The 17,955-nt window shown below is 68.1% G+C and carries 7 protein-coding genes and 1 pseudogene; all 8 read right to left on the reverse strand.

The genetic code is table 11. The features are described 5' to 3' along the window. Positions 1 to 39 precede the first annotated feature (39 nt). Complete coding sequence (locus AC4EEO_RS12670) at positions 40 to 1,794, reverse strand: serine/threonine protein kinase (RefSeq protein WP_491338963.1); 1,755 nt, start codon at positions 1,792 to 1,794, stop codon at positions 40 to 42. Continuing rightward, a complete protein-coding gene (locus tag AC4EEO_RS12675) occupies positions 1,791 to 3,833 on the reverse strand; it encodes an FHA domain-containing protein (protein WP_491338964.1) in 2,043 nt (680 codons plus the stop codon). The genes AC4EEO_RS12670 and AC4EEO_RS12675 overlap by 4 nt, the downstream gene beginning before the upstream one ends. Next, a complete protein-coding gene (locus tag AC4EEO_RS12680) occupies positions 3,820 to 4,755 on the reverse strand; it encodes a PP2C family protein-serine/threonine phosphatase (protein WP_491338965.1) in 936 nt (311 codons plus the stop codon). Before AC4EEO_RS12680 ends, AC4EEO_RS12675 begins: the two co-directional genes overlap by 14 nt. Next, entirely contained in the window at positions 4,752 to 6,581 is a 1,830-nt protein-coding gene (locus AC4EEO_RS12685; protein ID WP_491338966.1) for an RDD family protein, read from the reverse strand. The genes AC4EEO_RS12680 and AC4EEO_RS12685 overlap by 4 nt, the downstream gene beginning before the upstream one ends. Beyond that, the gene (locus AC4EEO_RS12690; RefSeq protein ID WP_491338967.1) at positions 6,578 to 9,235 is read right to left on the reverse strand and encodes a transglutaminaseTgpA domain-containing protein; all 2,658 of its coding nucleotides are present in this window, start codon (positions 9,233 to 9,235) and stop codon (positions 6,578 to 6,580) included. The genes AC4EEO_RS12685 and AC4EEO_RS12690 overlap by 4 nt, the downstream gene beginning before the upstream one ends. Then, positions 9,232 to 10,575, reverse strand: coding sequence for a DUF58 domain-containing protein (locus AC4EEO_RS12695; RefSeq protein WP_018763003.1), 1,344 nt, complete (start codon positions 10,573 to 10,575; stop codon positions 9,232 to 9,234). Before AC4EEO_RS12695 ends, AC4EEO_RS12690 begins: the two co-directional genes overlap by 4 nt. A gap of 74 nt (positions 10,576 to 10,649) precedes the next feature. Continuing rightward, positions 10,650 to 11,622: pseudogene (locus AC4EEO_RS12700) on the reverse strand (AAA family ATPase). Between the two features lie 78 nt (positions 11,623 to 11,700). Next, the gene (locus tag AC4EEO_RS12705; RefSeq protein WP_491338968.1) at positions 11,701 to 17,811 is read right to left on the reverse strand and encodes an Ig-like domain-containing protein; all 6,111 of its coding nucleotides are present in this window, start codon (positions 17,809 to 17,811) and stop codon (positions 11,701 to 11,703) included. Positions 17,812 to 17,955 lie beyond the last annotated feature (144 nt).

Consider the following 17,955-nt stretch of genomic DNA (forward strand, 5'->3'; position numbering starts at 1 on the left):
TGGTGCGGAGCGGCCGCCCCGCCGGTTCGTGCAGGCCGCTCATTGGCCGGTGCAGGCGATGGAGCCCTCCTCCATGGGTGAAAATGCGCCGTCGGTGCGCACGATCATCACCTGGATACAGGTCTGTCCGCCGGGATTGGGCCGGATCTTGACGGGCGGGTTCGCGACGGACGTGAATTCCGCGCTGTTGCCGCCAATGGTGTACACCTTCCACTTGTAGGTGTCCCCGTCCTTGGGCTGCGGGTTGGTCCAGGTGAAGGTGGCTTGCCCGTCGGCCCCGATGGAGCCCTTGAGACCTTCGACGTCGGGGACGGTGCCGTTGTCCAGGGCGTCCGCGGGAGGTTTGCTGACCTGTTGGGTTTCCACGGCCTTGGGGGTTCCGGTGGCCGTGTTCGCCACCACGATGCCCACCACCGCCGCAAGTGCCAGCAGGGTTCCCCCGGCGAGGGCGAGCCAGAGGTTGCGTTTGCCGTGGTCGGCCTCGGGCGCCTGCTGTGGCTCCGCGGTTTTTACCGCCCGCTGGACCGTAGCGTCCGCGGCGTACGCCGGATCTTCGCTGCTCCCCGCCAGACCGGTGACGGGCGCACCATAGTGTGGTGCCGCGGCGCTGCCCCGCAGCACGGTTGACTGTGCCCACTCCCCCGCCCGGACGCCGTCGGCTGCCTCCGGTGCGGCCGGCCCGGCTGGAAGGTGGGGTACGGATGGGGCGGGCTGCCATTGGCCGGGCGCGGCGGGAGTGAAGTGCGACGGCGGGGCGGCACCTCCCCCGGGACCGGTTGCGTCAGTGCCGCCGGGCTGGCTGGGGCGGGTGCGCGCGGGAAACGTCGGTGCGCTGCCGGTCCGTTCGGGATCAATGGCGGCGATGCTGCGGACCCGGGTTTCCTCGGTTCCGTCGTCCGGGTGGCTTTCCTCCTGCTGCGGTTCCTCCAGTACTTCGAAGGGCGTGACGGAGAGGTTCAGTTCGGCCTGGATGCGCTGCAGTGCCAGGGCGAATGCGTGCGCGGAACTGTAGCGGGACTGTGCGGACTTGGCCATGGCGGTGGACAGCGCCAGTTCCAGCGACTCCGGCACGTCGGCCCGGCCCAACCGCGGAAGGGCCATGTTGCTGATCCTGTTGATCAGTTCGCGTTGGGAGTTGTCCGCCCCGGGCATGACGAAGGGCGAGCGGCCGGCCAGCAGGGTATAGAGGGTGGCGCCGAGGGCCCATACGTCCACCATGACGCCGTCAACGCTTCCATCCCGGAACTGCTCGGGCGGGGACCACGGGATGGACATCCCCGAGTCGTCGTCCGTGTCGCCTGCCAGGGTTCCGGAAATGCCGAAGTCGGTCAGGGCCGGGCGGTTGTAGTCCGTCACCAGGATGTTGGCCGGCTTGATGTCGCGGTGGGCGATGCCGGCACGGTGCGCGGTTTCGACGGCGGACGCCACCTGGATGCCGACGGCCAGGACCTCGTCAACGCTGAAGCGCTGCCGCCGGTAGCGCACGTCCAGGCTGGGCCGGGAGCAGTACTCCATGGCCAGGTAGGAATGCCCGTCGTCGGTCACTTCCGCTTCGAAAATGGTGACGATGTAAGGGTGCGAGGACAGCTGGGCCATCAGGTTGGCTTCGGACTCGAAGCGCCGGCGGGCGCCCTCGGTCTTCAAATCGGAGAGCAGCACCTTCACGGCGACTTTCCGGCGCGGCCTGTCCTGTTCGTAGAGGTAGACGTCAGAGAACCCGCCCGAGCCGAGCAGGCTGATGTACGTGAACCCCTGGATCCGGGGCGGCGGCGCTACGGGCCGTTTGGAACTCAAGGAATCTCCTCAAAACGCAGTGAGATGTTGTCGCCCAGTTCCGCGATGTCGCCATCGAGCAGGATGGCCATCTCGTTCTGGGCCAGGCGGCGCGGCGGCTGGCCCTCACGCACCAACACGGTGCCGTTGGTGGCCTTCAGGTCGCAGAGCATGACGTGCCAGCCTTCGAGCCGGACTTCGACGTGGGACCTGGAAATGTCACCGCCCGGGCTCGCCACCTGCACCAGGCGCGGCATCACACCGCCCTGGACGCGGGATACCGACGGTTGCCGCCCGATGACCATCGACTGGTCGAGGTCCAGCACGTCGCCGGTGGACAGGCGCACCCGCCCCAGCCTGGGGCGCGCCACCTGGACGGCGTCCGGCAGCAGGCTGCCCCCGCAGGCGCTGCAGAGGGCACGTGTGGGTGGGTTGGCGTGGCCCTGGGCACAGACGCGGGCCAGCACCATTGGTCCATTGGCGGGGTCCTGCTGGACGGCCGGCGCCGCTGGATGCGGAGCCATTCCGGGGAGGCTGCTCTTCATGACAGTCTCGCCGTCATGGTCGGGATCGAAGCCGGCGGCAGGGGCCTGGTCGGGAGTTCCTGCCGCAGGGGCCTGGCTTGCGGGGAAGGCCGGCGCGGGGGCACGGTTCGCAGATGCTTCAGGGCCTGCCGGTGGGGTGACGGCAGGAGGTGTCCCCAAGGATGGGCCGGACGGGGACGACGACGGAGCGGCCGCGTTTCCGCCGGTGCGCCACGGTACGGAATCGATGAGGCCGCCGGCGGGAGGCGGGGCGGGAGCCTGCGCTTCCGGCCCGGGATCCGGGGTGGGGTTGGGGCTCCGCCTGGCGCCCCAGGCTGGGTCGCTGCCCGCGGAACCGTCCGCCCCGGCGCCCGGCCCGGCGTCGGAACCGGACTGCTGTCCGGCCGTGGACGCGTCGTCGGCCGGGCCCAGGGCGGCGGGCTGTTCGGCCGCAGGCAGGGCGGGCTGCGGGCTGACAGCGATGAGGCCGGAGTCGGCGTCCGGGTCCTCACGGACTGCCGCGTCCTCGATGTTCCGCATCACGGTGCGGTCCCACAGGTGGTCGTAGGACGTGGTCATTTCCACCGCGGGACCCGCTTCAGCCGATGCGGTGTCACCGGCCGGCGGCGCATCTTCCTCCGGCCCATCGTCTTCCCCCGCGCCGGGCGCGTCCGCCGGGTCAGGGGGGATGATGGTGCCGGGGGCAATCGTGGCATCAGGGTCGGCGGCTTCCCCCACGGCCTCCGCGGCGTCTGCCGTATCCGCGGGGAGCCCCTCCTGGTCTTCGTCGATCACTGCCAGAACCGTCTCGGCGGATGCCCCGTGCTCAGGAGTGGGGGTGCCGGGGAGCTCGTCCTCCCCGGCAAAGTCGGTCACGCTGGCTTCTGCGCCCGGGTCCCCGGCCGTGCCTGGAGAATCCAGCGCAACCACGCTTTCTACGACCACGGGGTTTGCGACCGCAACCACGCTTTCGACGACAACCGGGTTGTCGGCTTGGTCCATGCCCTGTGCCTCGACAGGACTTTCCGCTGCAGCCGGGTGTTCCGTTGTTGCGGCCCGTTCCTTGGCAGCGGGGGCTGCAACGGCGGCTGGCCCGGACGGGACGCCGAGCGTCAGCGCCTGCAGCAAGACCACCCCCTCGCCGAGCGGCAGCTCGGGCTGGTCTCCGCCGGCGTCAGCGATGTCCAGCCGGCACATCCCGGGGACGACAAACCGGCGTTCGTTCCAGGTGGTGACGTCACGGCCGTCCAGGTCCACGGCTCCGCCGGGCTGCTCCACGCGAAGGTCGAGGTTGCCGCGCAGGAAGACCCTCAGCGAACCGTTGAAGTCCAGGATGCCGAAGGAGGGTATGCGGGCCAGCGACCCGCCCGAGCTGCTGGTCACGGCAGCAAGGACCTCATGCGGTTCCGGCCGGGCTGCCAGGAGTTCCCAGAGGGCACCGGCAAGTTCGGCCGGTGATTCGGGGCCCAGGAGGACGGCCGTGCCGGACCGGACGACACCAAGCCAGCTACCCGGAATGTAGCTAGCGGCGGTCATCGTCACCCTCCTCCTCGGCGTCCGTGCCGGCCTCCGGCTGCTCAGGCAAGGGCTGCGTCACCGCGCCGTTGGCCAGCGGACGCGGCAGCGTCTCCTCGTCCCGGTCCGCCGGGCTGTAGCGTGGCGCGGTGGTGCCGGCGCCGTCGTCGTTCGCCACGTTCCTGGCGTCCACCACGATGGCCGTGACGTTGTCCCTGCCGCCGCTGCGCAGGGCAGCCTGGATCAGGGCATCCACGGCGTCCTGCGGTTGGGCCACGGTGCTGAGGATGCGGAGGATGTCCTCGTCCGCCAGTTCACCGGTCAGCCCGTCCGAGCAGACCAGGACCCGGTCTCCTTCCTCGACTGGGAGGAGCCAGTAGTCAGCCTCCGTCTCATCCCCCGTGCCCAGGGCCCGGGTGACCACGTGCCGGCGGGGATGCACGGTGGCTTCCTGGGCGGTGATCTCGCCGGCATCAACGAGTTCCTGGACCTCTGAGTGGTCCACGCTGATCTGCTCGAACCGGCCCTGGCTGAGCCGGTAGGTCCGGGAGTCGCCGATGTTCAGCACCAGCCAGTACGGCATGCCCATCTGTTCCACCACCACCGCGCCAGTGAGGGTGGTGCCGGCGCGGGCTCCCGCGGCCTCACGGATCGAGTTGTCCGCCCGCACCAGGTACTGCTGCAGGACCGCGGCCGTAATGCTCCGCTCACCGGTGGCGAGCTGCGGAATCCCGGCCAAGGCCCTTACGCACAGGCCGCTGGCGATCTCGCCGGCCTCGTGGCCGCCCATGCCGTCGGCCACCGCGAAGACGGGATCCGCCGCAATGTAGGAATCCTCGTTCAGCTCCCTGCGGAGTCCCCTGTCCGTCCCGTAGCCGTAGGTGAGGCTAAGGCCCGGCCCCGGCTGGATGGTGGAGGAAACACTGGCGGGGTGCTGGTTCATGCCTGTCCTAGGTAAAAGGTGCGGTCTCCAAAATGCACACTGGAGCCGGGGGTAACAAACGTTGGGACGCCCGGCGCCAAGGGGGTGCGCAGGCCGTCAGGGGTGGTCACGGCGCTGCCGTTGGTGGACTGCCGGTCCGTAACCCATATCCCCGCACCATCGGTGAGCAGATGCAGGTGGGTTTTTGAGATGGAGCGTCCGGGATCATCCACGGCAAGCAGTTGGGCATGCTGTTCCCCGGGCTGGCCCACCGGGTTGCGGCCCACCAGGACGCTGCGGTCCAGCTGGAAGTCGCGGCCGTCGTCCAGGCGGATCCGCAGGACCGCCACGGGGGCGGGCCCGCCGGTATCCGAACGCACCTGGGTACGTTCGACGTCGTCGTCAAGGTGCGGCCCGGGCACCCGGTGGCCTGCCGTGGACGCCTGGGCGCCCGGGGCGAACCCGTGGCTGCCGGCCGCCGGCTGGGCGGCGTGCGGCGTGACGGGCTGCGGGTTCTGGGTCGCTGCGGGATAGGCGGTGGCGGGATACGGGGCGTCCTGCACGGATGGCGGCGCGAAGGAGGCAGGGCTGGTGTAGGGCATGGTCTGCGATGGAGCCGCAGCGGCCGGTGCAGGAGCCTGGGGTGCAGGAGCCTGGGGTGCCGCCGCCTGGGGTGGAGCGAATTGGGATGCCGGGGCCTGGGCGGCTGGCGGCAGCGGGACTGCCTGGGGAAGGGCTGTCTGCGGCTGGGCCGATTGCGGCAGCGGCGCCTGGGCGGCCGGCGGCTGCGGGGCCTGGGCGGCCAGCCCCGGGGCAGGCTGTGGCGTGGGCTGCCGGGCGGCCGCGGTGGTGGCCGTCCTGGCCCCGGCCACCGGAGACAGGACCTGCTGAACGGGCGGAAGGTCCAGTGGCGCGAAGCTGTACGGGCCCTGGATGCCCCCCGTGGTGATGGGGTCGCGCCCCGCCTTGACGTCGAACACGAGGGTCTTGGCGGCGGTGTCGTTCCAGGCCCGCAGCCCGCCGTTTTTGTCCCACTGGCTCGAAACCACTACCAGCACCGCCCACACAGCACCCATCAGGAGCAGCGGGCCGAGGATGAACATGGCGGCATCAAACCACTTGAACACCACCACCAGGACCGCAGCCACCAGGGACAGCAGGATGCCCGCGCCGGTGATCACGCCCCGAAGGAAGACACCTCCGGCCCCGGGCGCGTAGCCGTCCTGGTCCGCGCTGCGGATGCCCATGAGCAGGTTGCCGGGGGTCTTGCCGGTACGGGCTTCCAGGCCCAGCACCACAAAAAGGTAGGCAAGGGTCAGCCCGAGGCCGATGCCGCCGAACAGCACCAGGGACGAGGTGTCATAGACAATGAAGCCGCCGCTTCGGGAACGGGTGATCCCGGCGAAGCCGATGGCGAACGTCACCACCAGCACTGCCACGCCGGGCAGCCAGTCGATGACGGCAGCGCCCAACCGCTTGCCCGCCGCAGCCGGAACAAGCTCGAGGTTTACTGCCATTCCCGTTCCTCCCCCTGGAGCGGCCCCCACCCTGGTGGAACCGCCGGCACTGCCCGGATCGGTGCCCGCAGGAGCGGTACCCGGATATGCGATGCCCGCCGGCTGTGCTGCCGGAGGCCTTTCTACTACCGGGATAGTACCGGGAATCCCCGGCGCATGCGCGGCATGCCCGTCCCGGGCGCCGGCATGGTCATCGTGCGGGCCAGGGCCCTGGGCGCGGTTGCGGCGCGCCGCCCGGTTGGGCAGCGGCGCACCGCAGGCCGCGCAGAAGGTGGCTCCCGCGCGGACGGTTTGTTGGCAGCGCGGGCAACGGTCGACGTCGGAGGTCACTGCTGGCTTGGTCCTTGCTGGTTCGTTCCTTGCTGGCTGGTTCCCTGCTGGTTGGCCTCCGGCCGGCTGGTTCCCTGCTGGTTGGCCTCAGGCGCGCCAGGGCCCTGCGGTTCGCTTGCGGGCGCCCCGGGTCCTTGTTGGTCACCTGCCGGCGTGCCGGGCGTGTCAGTACCTCCGGTGCCGGGGCGGCGACGGCCGGCGGACAGGGCTGCCAGCGCAGGCAGTCCCGCCCGGAGGCGGCGAAGGGAAAGCCCGCCGCCGGAGTTCATCGCGGTCCGGGCGTCGCTGAGCAGGGAACGGGGCGAGAAACGTGCCTGTTGCCGGCGCCAGAACCCCACGGTGGCGGTCATCTCCTTGAGCGAGCCGTCCACGATGGTCCAGTACTCTTTGACCTCCTCTTCCGTGGGCTGGCCGGCGCCGAAGATGGAGGCATCGGCCCGGCGGGCCAGGAGCGTTGTGGTTCCCTGGCTGGCAGGGAACGCCTCGGCCAGCACGGCGGCGCTTTCCCGGCGTGTCGACCGTGTGTCGACGGCGGCGCCCATGTCCGTTGCCAGGCTCACCACTTCGCTCCAGCCTCCGCCGACGCGCTGGGCCGGATGGCCGTCCCGGAAACGCTGTTTCCGGCGTCGTGTCTTCAGCAAGGCGATCAGCAACAACGGGAGCGCAAGGATCACCACGGGGATGGCGACGACGCCCAGGGCACCCAGCAGGGCGCCCCAGAACAACCACGGATTGTTCTTCTTCTGGTCAGCGTCCAGCGCGTCCGGCGACGAGTCCGGCGGCAGGTCCGCGGGCTCCTGTGGCGGGGGCGGCGGCTGCAGCACCTGCGGTTTGGGCTTTGACTTGCTTTCCGGGTCCGGCGGAATGGGGATGTTGTCCTTGGGCGGGGTGGGATCGAAGCTGACCCAGCCGACGCGCTCGAACGCAACCTCCACCCAGGCGTGGACGTCCTTTCCGGTGATCTTCACTTCGCCGGCACCGTTTTCCGGGCTGGTGGGCTCAGGATAGAAGCCCATCACCACCCGGGACGGGATGCCCAGGTGCCGGAGCATCAGGGACATCGCCACGGCGTACTGCTCGTCGTCGCCGAGCATCTGCTTGGCGGTGAGCAGGTTCCGGATCCGGGCCGAGCCGTGGCCGGAAACGCTGGGCAGCTGTCCTTCGCTGACCAGGCCGTTACTGAACGCACCTGTCTTCTGGAAATGGGCCTCGATCTGGCGGACCCGGTCGATCGCCGTGGGGGCGTCCGCGGAAAGGTCGTTGGCCTGGGAGCCTACGACGGGCGGCACCTCCAGTGGATCCGGGAGGGAAACTTTCGCGAAGTCGTACTGGGTCAGCTGGCCGTGCTCAAGCTTGACGGGATCCGAAACCTGCACGCTGTACGAATCGCCGCGGGTGAGGCCGTTGGTGGTGACGGCGGTGTCCGTCCCGGGGTTGAAGTAGAGGCCTGCAGCCGCGGCGGAACCGGACTGGTCAAAACTGATGCCGGTGGTCTTCCGCCCGCCGGGGACGAAGAAGCCCTGGTAGTCCTCGATGTTGATGCTGATCGAGTAGTCGTTGGTGGGCACTACCCCGGCCGAATCGGCAAGGGTGTTGATGGACTTGGCGTCGCCCACCTTGCTGAAGTTACCGGAGCCGTTGGGATCCATGTTGTAGTTGGTCCCGTTGAAGGCGTCCAAGGCACCCAGCCGTACCCGGCCGTCCCGCGGCAGCCCCTTGACGACGAACAAGGTGTCGTCCTTCTTGTCTTTGACGTAGGTCCGGAAACTCGCCAGCGGCGTGACATAGTCCTTGGGGTCGAACGGCGGGACCACCACGTTGCGGAGGACTTTGCGGTCCTCGCCGGCGTTGACCAGGGGCGCAGCCACGGCGGTGACGCCCACGCTGAGGGCAATCACGCCCGCTGCCATTCCCAGCCGCCGGATTTGGGCACGCCGGGCCGTGCCGCTGTCGGCCTGCGGGGTGTTAACGGCAACCCTTCGGGTGCTGTCCCGCCGCAGGATGTCCCGGCGGAACGTGGCCCAGGCTATGCCGAGGACTGTCAGGCCGATGCCGCGTTCCAGGGTCAGGAACGCCGCGTTGGTGCTGAAGGCAATGCCGGCGACGAACAGGACCAGGACCGGCAGCAGGGGCAGGTAGGGGCTCCGCGCGCGCCACGTCAGGAGCGCGGCCACGAGTGCGGTGATAAGCGAGCTGAGGAAGGGCACGATGAGCACGCCGCCGGCAGTTCCCACCGGCACCCCGACGGTGAGCATGTCCTTCCAGGCGAACACGACGCCCAGGAGCAGGGTCCGCAGGGAATCCAGGGAGGGGACGAAACCGGCGATGGCCGAGTCCGGCACCGCCAGCCAAGTCCCGAAGACCAAGTAAGCTGCCAGCGCCAGGGCCGTGGTGATCAGCAGGCCCAGGCGCAGGTGCGCGTTGGCGGCGCCAATGCCCAGGCCAAGGATGATGCCGCCGAATCCGGACAGCAGGTAGTAGGGATCGCCGCCGAAGCTCAAACCGAAGCCGAGCAGGCCCAGCCCCAGGAGGACAACCAGGGCGCCGGCGTCGAGCAGGAAGTGCCACGGCCGGCCGTGGGCGAAGGCGGACTCCGGGCTGGGGGCTTTGCGGCGTGTACGGGTTTGCGGGATCTGGCCCGGTGCGGTGCTCATGCGGCGGCCTTTCTCAGCACGATGGCAAGGTCGGCCAGGTCGCCGAGGGTCAGGACGGTCAGGTCTGCGATGTTGGCCCGGGTGGGCGCTGCGCCGGCTTCCACCCGGACGGCCAGGCTGCGGACTCCCGGCGGGACGGAAGCGGCTGCGGAGCGGAGCTGGGTGGCGGTCACGTTGCTTCCCACCACGAAGAACACCACGGACGCGTTGGGGACGGTGTCCGCCAGGGTCCGGGCAAGGTCGACGGCGGTGCGGCGCATCGGGGCGCCGACGATCCGGGTCATGTCATCCAACAGGTTGCGGCCGGTTTCGCAGCGCAGCGGGCCTTTCTGGGTGAGGACATCCAGTTCCCGCTGTTCGCGGATGGCCTGCCGGCCGATGGACCCTGCCACCGAGATAGCCAGCTCGAATTCGTTCTCGGAGGCGTATTCCTCCGTGTTGATGGACAGCGATATGGCCAGGTGGGCGCGGCGGGTTTCCTCGAACTGGCGCACCATCAGCTTGTTGGTCCGGGCGGTGGTCTTCCAGTGGATGTGCCTGCGGTCGTCCCCGGGCACGTAGTCGCGTAAGGCGTGGAAGGAGACGTCGGCGCTGGACAGGTCCGTGGTTGGCATGCCCTCCAGGTCGCGGATGAAGCCCGCCGCCGAACCGGCCAGGGCTACGGTCCGGGGATGCACGAACAGGTCTTCCGGCTCGGTCCAGAGGACCTGCCGGCGCAGGAGGTGCAGCGGGTCGGCCCGGACGGAGCGGACCGGTCCCACCACGATGACGGCGCGCCGGGCGGTGGGGATGGTGAAGAGGTCCTCGTGGACCTGGCCTGGCTTCATCCTGGGCAGGTGGAACACGGCGGTGGTGCTGCCCACCGGAAGTTCCAGCGCGGCAGGCAGCAGCGGCCGGGCGGAAGTATTGGAGACGGCGATGCTTCCGACGGCGCTGTCCCCCACAGCCACGCGGGTCCGGGCAAGGTCCAGGACCACGCCATAGGAGGACCGGCCCAGGATGAAGGCGACCGCGATCACGAACATGGCGAAGGCGGCGATGGCGGCTGCCGTGGCTTCCTGCCAGCCGAACGCCTGGCCGGTAATCCACAGCAGGACCGAGGCGGCGAGGACGGACCAGCCCAGGATGCTGACCACGGACAGCACCGGCCAAACGTACGTCAGCCAGGTGGTCCGGATGGTCCGCCAGGCCGGGGTAAGGGCAAGGAGGGCCGTGTTGCTGGCTTCTGACCACACCGCTGCAGGGTGCAGGCGGGTGGGGCGGCCGTTCCGGTGGAAAAGGAGCCGGAACCGCTCCGCGAACCGGGTCAACGGGGTGCCGGTGGACGTGCCGTCGGACATGTGGGTGTGCCTTCGTTGTTGCGTTGGAAAGGAAAAGGGGCCGGCGTGCAGCCATTGGTTGCGCGCCGGACCGGTCAGGCGTTGGTGCGCTGCTGCGGGGCGGCGACGTCGGCCAGGATCCTGGCCAGGACGGCCTCGGCGGTGGCGCCGGAGAATTCCGCCTCAGGGTCCATCACGAAGCGGTGCGTCCACACCACTGGTGCCAGTTCCTTGATGTCATCCGGCAGGACGAAGTTCCGTCCCTGCGAGGCAGCCCAGACCTTGGCGGCCCGGACCATGGCCAGCGCACCGCGCACGGACACGCCCAGCCGGGTCTCGGGGGCGCTGCGGGTTTCCTCGCACAGCCGCGAAATGTACTCCAGCACCGCGGTGTCCACGTGCGCGGTGGCGGCGAGGTCTGCCATATCCGCCACGGCCTGGGTGGTGATGACGGCGGACAGTTCCTTGGAGCGGTCCTTCAGGTTGTTGCCGCCAAGCAGACGGACCGTGGAGGCGTGGTCCGGATACCCGATGGAGGTCTTGATCAGGAACCGGTCCAGCTGGGCTTCGGGGAGCGCGGTAGGTACCCGCCTGCTCGATCGGGTTCTGGGTTGCCATGACCATGAACGGCCGGCCGGCGGAGTAGGTCACGCCGTCCACGGTGACCCGTGACTCTTCCATGACTTCCAGGAGCGCGGACTGGGTCTTGGGCGAGGCGCGGTTGATTTCGTCAGCCAGGACGATGTTGTTGAAGATCGGGCCCTTGTGGAACTCGAACTTCTGCGTCTTCTGGTCGTAGATGGTCACGCCGGTGACGTCGGAAGGAAGCAAGTCAGGGGTGAACTGGATGCGGTTGTTGGACCCCTGCACGGTGGCCGCGAGGGCCCGTGCCAAGGAGGTCTTGCCGGTTCCGGGCGCGTCCTCGAACAAGACGTGGCCCTCGGCCAGCATGGCCGTGAAGGTCAGCCTGATGACGTGTTCCTTGCCCAGCACCGCCTGCCCCACGTTGGCAACCAGCTTTTCGAACGTACCGGCAAACCATTCGGCCTGCTCCATGGTCATGGTCATGAAATGTGCTTCCTTTAGATGGATCGAAAGTTGCCTTGTGGGCCCGGGAAACCCGGGCCCACAAGATGGATGCGGTTGCTAGCGGTTCGGCATGCCGTTCGGCGGGTTGCAGCCCACGTTGGACGTGTCACAGCGGAGCCAGTTGCCCGAGGCCATACCGGAGTTCAGGTGGTACCAGATACCGCTGGGGTTGTTCGAGGTCTTGTACCAGACCTGGTAGCGGTCGGCCGTGGACGGGGCACCGGCGTCGAGCCATTTGCCCGCGCCCGTGCACTGGGAGGGGTTGCCCGCCACGTAGCTGTCCGTCCCTTGGCGAGGCTCCGTGCAGCTGCGCACCGGGCTGGCCGTGACGTTCCACTCCGTGGGCGGCGGCGGGGTTGGGTCTGCACCGGACTTGGAGGTGGCCGACCCGATCGCGCCGTCGGTCACCGTGACCGCCCGAACCCGCAACTGACGGCTTTGGTTCCAGCCACCAGCGTCGCGGTCATAGCGGTTGGCCTTTCCAACGTTGATCCAGCCACCGCCTTCGTAACTGACCTCGTAGTAGCTCAGGGGCCGGCCGTTCGTGCTCGGATCGTTCCAGGTCCAGTGCACCTGGCCGTCGCCCTTCGTTGACGTGGTGCCGTTGACGCTGGGGGCGCTTGCCGGCCCATACGGGTTGGCTGTCCCGATCGCCTTGGCATCGCCGGACATGGTGTTTTTCGTGGACGTCGCGATGATGGTCACCGTGATGTCCCTGCCGTTGGTCATGCCGCCGATGGTTCCACCGCCGGCTGGGATCGGGCCGCTCTTGCCGTCAGCGTTGTACGAATAGGTCATTTCACTCGCGGTGGACCCGTTCCGCTGCGCCTCGCTCAGCGGCGTGAACGTCACTTTCAGCTGTCCGCTGGTTCCCGTTTCCGCGACCGTCCCGCTGCTCACCTGGCCCGGTTTGCCTGCTGCCCGGATGGGGGCGGACTGGGCACTCGTGCCGCCTGTTCCGGCCTTGTTGGTGGCCGAGACCGTGAAGGTGTAGTTCGTTTCCGAATTATCCACGGTGACGTTCTGCGACGTTCCGGATACCTGCTGGCTGGCCACCGCCGCACCGCCGCGGAGAGTGGTCAAGGTGTAGGACGAGACAGGGTCACCATTGTTGTTCGGCGCGGACCAGACAACCCGCAGCTGGCTCTGCGAGCCCACCGGAGTTGCCTGCGACACGCTCGGCGCGGTGGGCGTCGCGGGAACACCCGCGGGCACCTCGGCGGCCGAGTACGGGCTCCATTCGGAGGGTTCCTTGGCATCGTTGCGTGCCAGGACCCGGACCTTGTAGGAAACGCCGTTCTGCAGCCCCTTCCAGACATAGCTGACCGACGTCAGGTTCTGGATCTGTGCGTTCTGGCCTGCCGGTGCCGGCGAGATTTCCAGGTCGTAGGACTTCACCGGCGATCCCTTGCTGGCGGGCTGGGTCCAGTTGACGGTCAGCTGCTTGTCGCCAAATTTCAGCGAGGGCGCCAAAGGGGTATCCGGCTTCACGTCCGGCCGGACGTCGGCCGAGGCCGGCGAGCGGTCGGACTCACCGAACTCATTCGTGGCCGTCACCTGGAAGTGGTAGGTGGTGTTGTTGGTCAGGCCATTAAGGGTGCAGGTGTTGGCCGGGCAATCCTGGCGGAACCCGCCCTCGCCATACACCGTGTACTTGGTGATGGGGGAGCCCCTGTCGGCCGGGGCGGTCCAGTTCAGCAGCGCCGTGCGGTCACCCACGCTCTGTGCCTGCGCCGTGGTGGGGGCCGCGGGCTTGTCCTTGACGGTCAAGCGGATGCGCGCCGTGGCGTGCCGGGACGCGTCACCGGTCTTGTCCTCCACGGTGTAGGCCACCACCATGGTCCCGGTAAAACCGGGCGCCGGAGTGACGGTCACCGAGTCGCCATTGACGCCGACGTTGCCGCTGCCCGTTTCGGTGTTTGCGGCAATGATCTTCAGCGGGGTCTCCGGGAACGGGTTGGCGTCGTTGGCGAGCACGTTGATGGTGACGGGCTTGCCCGCGGCGGCGTTCGCTTCGACGTCGTCGTTGGCCACCGGCTTGGGCCGGTTCGAGGCCGTCACCGAAAGCTGGTACGTGGCCGTTGCCTCGAGCCCGCGCGGATCCCTTGCCTTGACCTGGACGGCGGCCCTGGTCCCGGTGGCGGTGGAGTCCGCCGCCGAAGCCTTGAGGGTCTTGCCGTCGATGCTGACGTTGAAGCCGCCGGGCGCTCCGCCCACCAGTTCATACTTCATCTTCTCAACGTCATCCTGGTCCGGATCGGAGGTCAGCTTGCCCAGGTCGGTGCTGGCCGTGTCGCCCTTGGGAACGTCCACGTCCGAGCCAAGCAGCTCGGGCGGGTTGTTCTTGTTGGGGTCCGGGAGCACCTTGGTGCGGATGCTGAGGGTGGACTTCAGGCCGGCGGGATCGTCCGGTCCGGTTCCGTCCGTCACCTCGAACGTCAGGGACCCGGGGCCCACGTAGTCTGTCCCCGCGGTGTATTTCAGGCCGGTGCCGTCGCCAATGACGGGGTTGCCGCCGTCGGCTCCGATGAGCTTGATCCGGTCCGCCTGGGTCAGCCGGGGCGACCTGCCCTCGCGGACCTTCACCCATTCGTTGAGGTTTACGTCGACGGACTGGCCCGCTACCACCTCGATGACCTCGTCCTTGGCCAGGGTGGGAACCTGCTGGCCGAGGCCCGGGACCCAGATAACCGCGGTGGACTGCAGTCCGTCCACGTCTTCCACGGTGTATGGGATGAGCTGGGGATCCTTGGTCAGGTCTACCAGGACGTTGCCGTTGCCGCCAGGCCTGGCGGTGGTGGCCTCCGTGCTGATCTTGAGGTTCTCGCCCACGCCGTCCGGGTCCTCGTCGTTCTTCAGGACCGGGACATCAACGGCGGTCTTGCCCATTGCCTGGGCTGAGGTCACCCTGTCGTCACGGGCGATCGGCGCCTTCAGGGGCACGTTGTTATCGACGACCAGGCGGATGGTGGCCTGGGCGGTGGCGTCCCGGTCATCGGCGATGGTGTAGCGCACGTTGACGGTTCCTGCCTCGTTCGGGGCCAGGAGGATGATGCGGCCGCTGTTCCTGCTGACTGTCGCCTGGAGTGCAGGATCGGCTTCGATGCCGTCGGTGAGGATGCGGATGCGGTCGCCGTCGGGGTCGGTGTCGTTCGCGGTGGCGTCGACGGCGATCTGGCGGCCGGGACGGACCCGGACTTCGTCGTCCACGGGCGTGGGCTTCTGGTTCACCTCTCCGCGCGGGGCGATGCCAACTGTTACTGTGCCTGTGTTCACGGCACCCTGGCGGTCAACCACCTTGTAGCGGAACGTGTCCGTACCCGCGCCGTCGCCGGCCGCGGTGAAGTCGATGAAGTTGCTGCCCACCGTAGCGGTGCCCATGGCGGGGGTGCTGTCGATGCCCGTGAGCTGGACGGAGTCACCGTCGGGGTCGATGCCGTCCAGGGGAACCGGGATCCGGACCGTCCCGGCAGCCACCACCCGGGCGGTGAGGTTCCGCGGCTGGGGCCGGGAGTTCTCCGCACCTTCCAGCGGAAGGATGTGGATGGTCACCGCGGCGGCACTCTTTTGGCCCTGCGGATCGACGGCGTTGTAGATGGCGCGCACCGTCTTGGGCTGGCTGCCCGCGATAAAGCGAACGGTGTTCTCGGAAACAAAGCTCTTGCCGTCAGCCGGGTCCACGGCCTGCGGCAGGACGGGGTCCACGGTCAGTTCCTGCCCCTGCGGGTGGGTGTCGTTGTCAAGGACGGGGATGGTGACGACGTCGTTGACCCGGACGTTCACCTCGTCCGGTTTGGGCTGGGGTGCTTCGAGCACGGCGGGCGCCGGGACGGGCACGACCGAGACACTGCCCGTGGCGGATTTCTTGCCGTTGGACATGGTGTATTCGAACAGCAGGGGGTCCTTGGTGCCAAGGATGTCGGTGATCCGCAGGACGCTGTGGTTGATCACGCTGACCGAAACCGGGGCGTTGTCCGGGATTTTGACGGACTGCAGCACCAGGACGCCGCCGGAGGGGTCGGAGTCGTTGGCCAGGGGGTCCAGCAGGACACTGCCGCCAGTAGGCATCAGTGCCACGTCGTGGACCGCCACGGGATCGCCGCCGTCGTTGCCGGATTCGACGTCCACGCGGATCAGCCCCTGGCTGCTCTGCGGCCCGTTGCTGGCGATGTACGTCAGGTACACCGGCCCGGGGGTGCTGCTGCGGAACGTGAAGGTGCCGCCGTCCGTGACGGGGCCGAGTTCGGCCGGTCCGTTGGCTTCCACCTGGGCCAGCCGCAGGGCCCCGCCGTTCGGGTCGACGTCGTTCTTCAACGGCGAGATGACCAGGTCCTGGCCCACGACGGCGGTGACATGGTCCGCGTTGACCACCGGTGCCAAGGCGCCGGGTGGCTGGACGTTGACCACCACCTTGCCAGTGACCGTGGCGCGGCCGTCCCAGATGGTGACCTGGACGTTCTTCTTGCCGGCGGTCGCACCGGAATCCTGGAAGGTGAGGAGGCCGTCGCGCCGGACCTTGACCTGGTCCTGGTCGTTGTCGGCCTTCGCGTCGAGCAGGACCAGATCATCGCCGTCGGGGTCGATCCAGTCCGTCAGGATGTTCTGGCTGACCGTCTTGCCCTGTTCCACGAGCATGGTGGTGTCCTCGCCGCGCTTGAACTTGGGCGGCTTGTTTTCGTCGGGCCCCACGACGCTGAGCGTGACCTGCCCGGTGGCGGAGAGCCCGCGGCCGTCGGAGGCGCTGTAGTTAAAGGTCTCCGTGCCTGGTTTGGCATCCGCCGGAACGGTGATCTGGAAGGCAGTGCCGCCGTAGATGCTTTCGAGGGTGCCGGATTTGGGTGCGGCTTCCGGCGCCACGGCAGCGGTCAGGACGTCGCCGTCGGGGTCCGAGTCGTTGTCCAGGACGCTGAGGATCGTGGTGCGGCCAGGCCGGACGCCGATGGCGTCGGGCTTGGTTTCCGGCGGCCGGTTGGGTTTGGTGCGGTCCGGCAGGACGTTGATGGTGTTGTTGTCCGCCGATTCCTGGTCCTGGTCATCGGACTGGTTCTTGGGCGGGACGACGTCGTCCCAGTTGTTGACCAGCTGCATGTTCTGGTTCACCAGCCACACGTTGCCCGAATTCACATCATTCAGGACCACCAGGTCCCGGTTCACCCGGAACACATACGACGGCGACGCACTCGCCTTCGGCACCGCAACATTCTTATCATCCGCATCATTGGTGCAGTCCCGGATGTACTTGTTCGCACCCGACCACGCCGCATGCACACACCCGCCCAACTGCACCGGAGCCGCAGGCACGCCCTCACCATCAAACGAGACCGTCTTCGCCGCCGCCCCGTCCAGAGGCTGCTTCAACAACGCCTTCCGCGTCGCAACGGCAACAAAATCACTGCCCGGCCCCGCCTGCTGCAACTTCGCATCCCGCGCATTCTCCAACACCAGCCGCTTACCACCAGGCAAGAACAGGTTCCCCGCCGCGGCATCCAACACCACCGGCTTGTCCCCCACCACCGTCATCTGCAGATCCCCGGAACCCTTCAACCCCTCCCAGGTACTGGACTCCGAGGACATCACCGCACCATTGGCATCCACCCCCGTCACGGACACCACCCCGGACTTCGGATCCGCCGAATAAATCCGGTCATCAGACCCCACCGCGGAAACAATCCCCTCAGAACCCACCATGACAGGCTCCGACGCTTCCTCATCAAAACCATTCACCGTCGACGGCGACACCGCCCACACCTTGCCCGACGCCGGATCCGTCACCGAAATCGTCTGCGCCCCAAAACTCACCGCAGCAGAACCCGGCAACCGCTTATCCCCACCCAGGCGCATATTCGCCGGCGACACCTGGTTCAACGTCGAACCAGTCGCATCATCAACAAACACCTCACCCGCATGCTGCAACACATCAAACGTCGTCGACGCCGGCGTCACCGCACCATCAAGCACCCGCGAAGGATAATTCAACCGCCCAACAGCATTCTTGGACTTCGACACCACCCACACGCCACCATCATTCAACTCAACCTCAGTGGTCTTAAACCCCGGATACAACACCGCACCCGTCACCACCACAGCCACCACCACACCAAACGCAGTCCCGGCGGCGGCCTTCTTATGTCGCTTCTTCAGCCCAAGCTTCCCCAGCAGAGTTGTCACAGCGTTACTTTTCCCTCAGATTGTGTTGCCAGATACGGTCCTGTTCGCGGGACAGGCAGTAGGCTTTCTTTCCCCGGGCCAAGCCTACCGAAGCCCCGCAAGACCCCGCGATGGGGACCTCTATCCCGTGTACCGCTCATTCCG

Source organism: Pseudarthrobacter sp. MOO13 (genome assembly GCF_058267655.1).

What these genes read in the sequence shown, in the direction of transcription:
- AC4EEO_RS12675 (WP_491338964.1), bottom strand. Translation starts at nt 3,833, where the DNA reads ATGACCGCCGCTAGCTACATTCCGGGTAGCTGGCTTGGTGTCGTCCGG.
- AC4EEO_RS12690 (WP_491338967.1), bottom strand. Translation starts at nt 9,235, where the DNA reads ATGAGCACCGCACCGGGCCAGATCCCGCAAACCCGTACACGCCGCAAA.
- AC4EEO_RS12680 (WP_491338965.1), bottom strand. Translation starts at nt 4,755, where the DNA reads ATGAACCAGCACCCCGCCAGTGTTTCCTCCACCATCCAGCCGGGGCCG.
- AC4EEO_RS12695 (WP_018763003.1), bottom strand. Translation starts at nt 10,575, where the DNA reads ATGTCCGACGGCACGTCCACCGGCACCCCGTTGACCCGGTTCGCGGAG.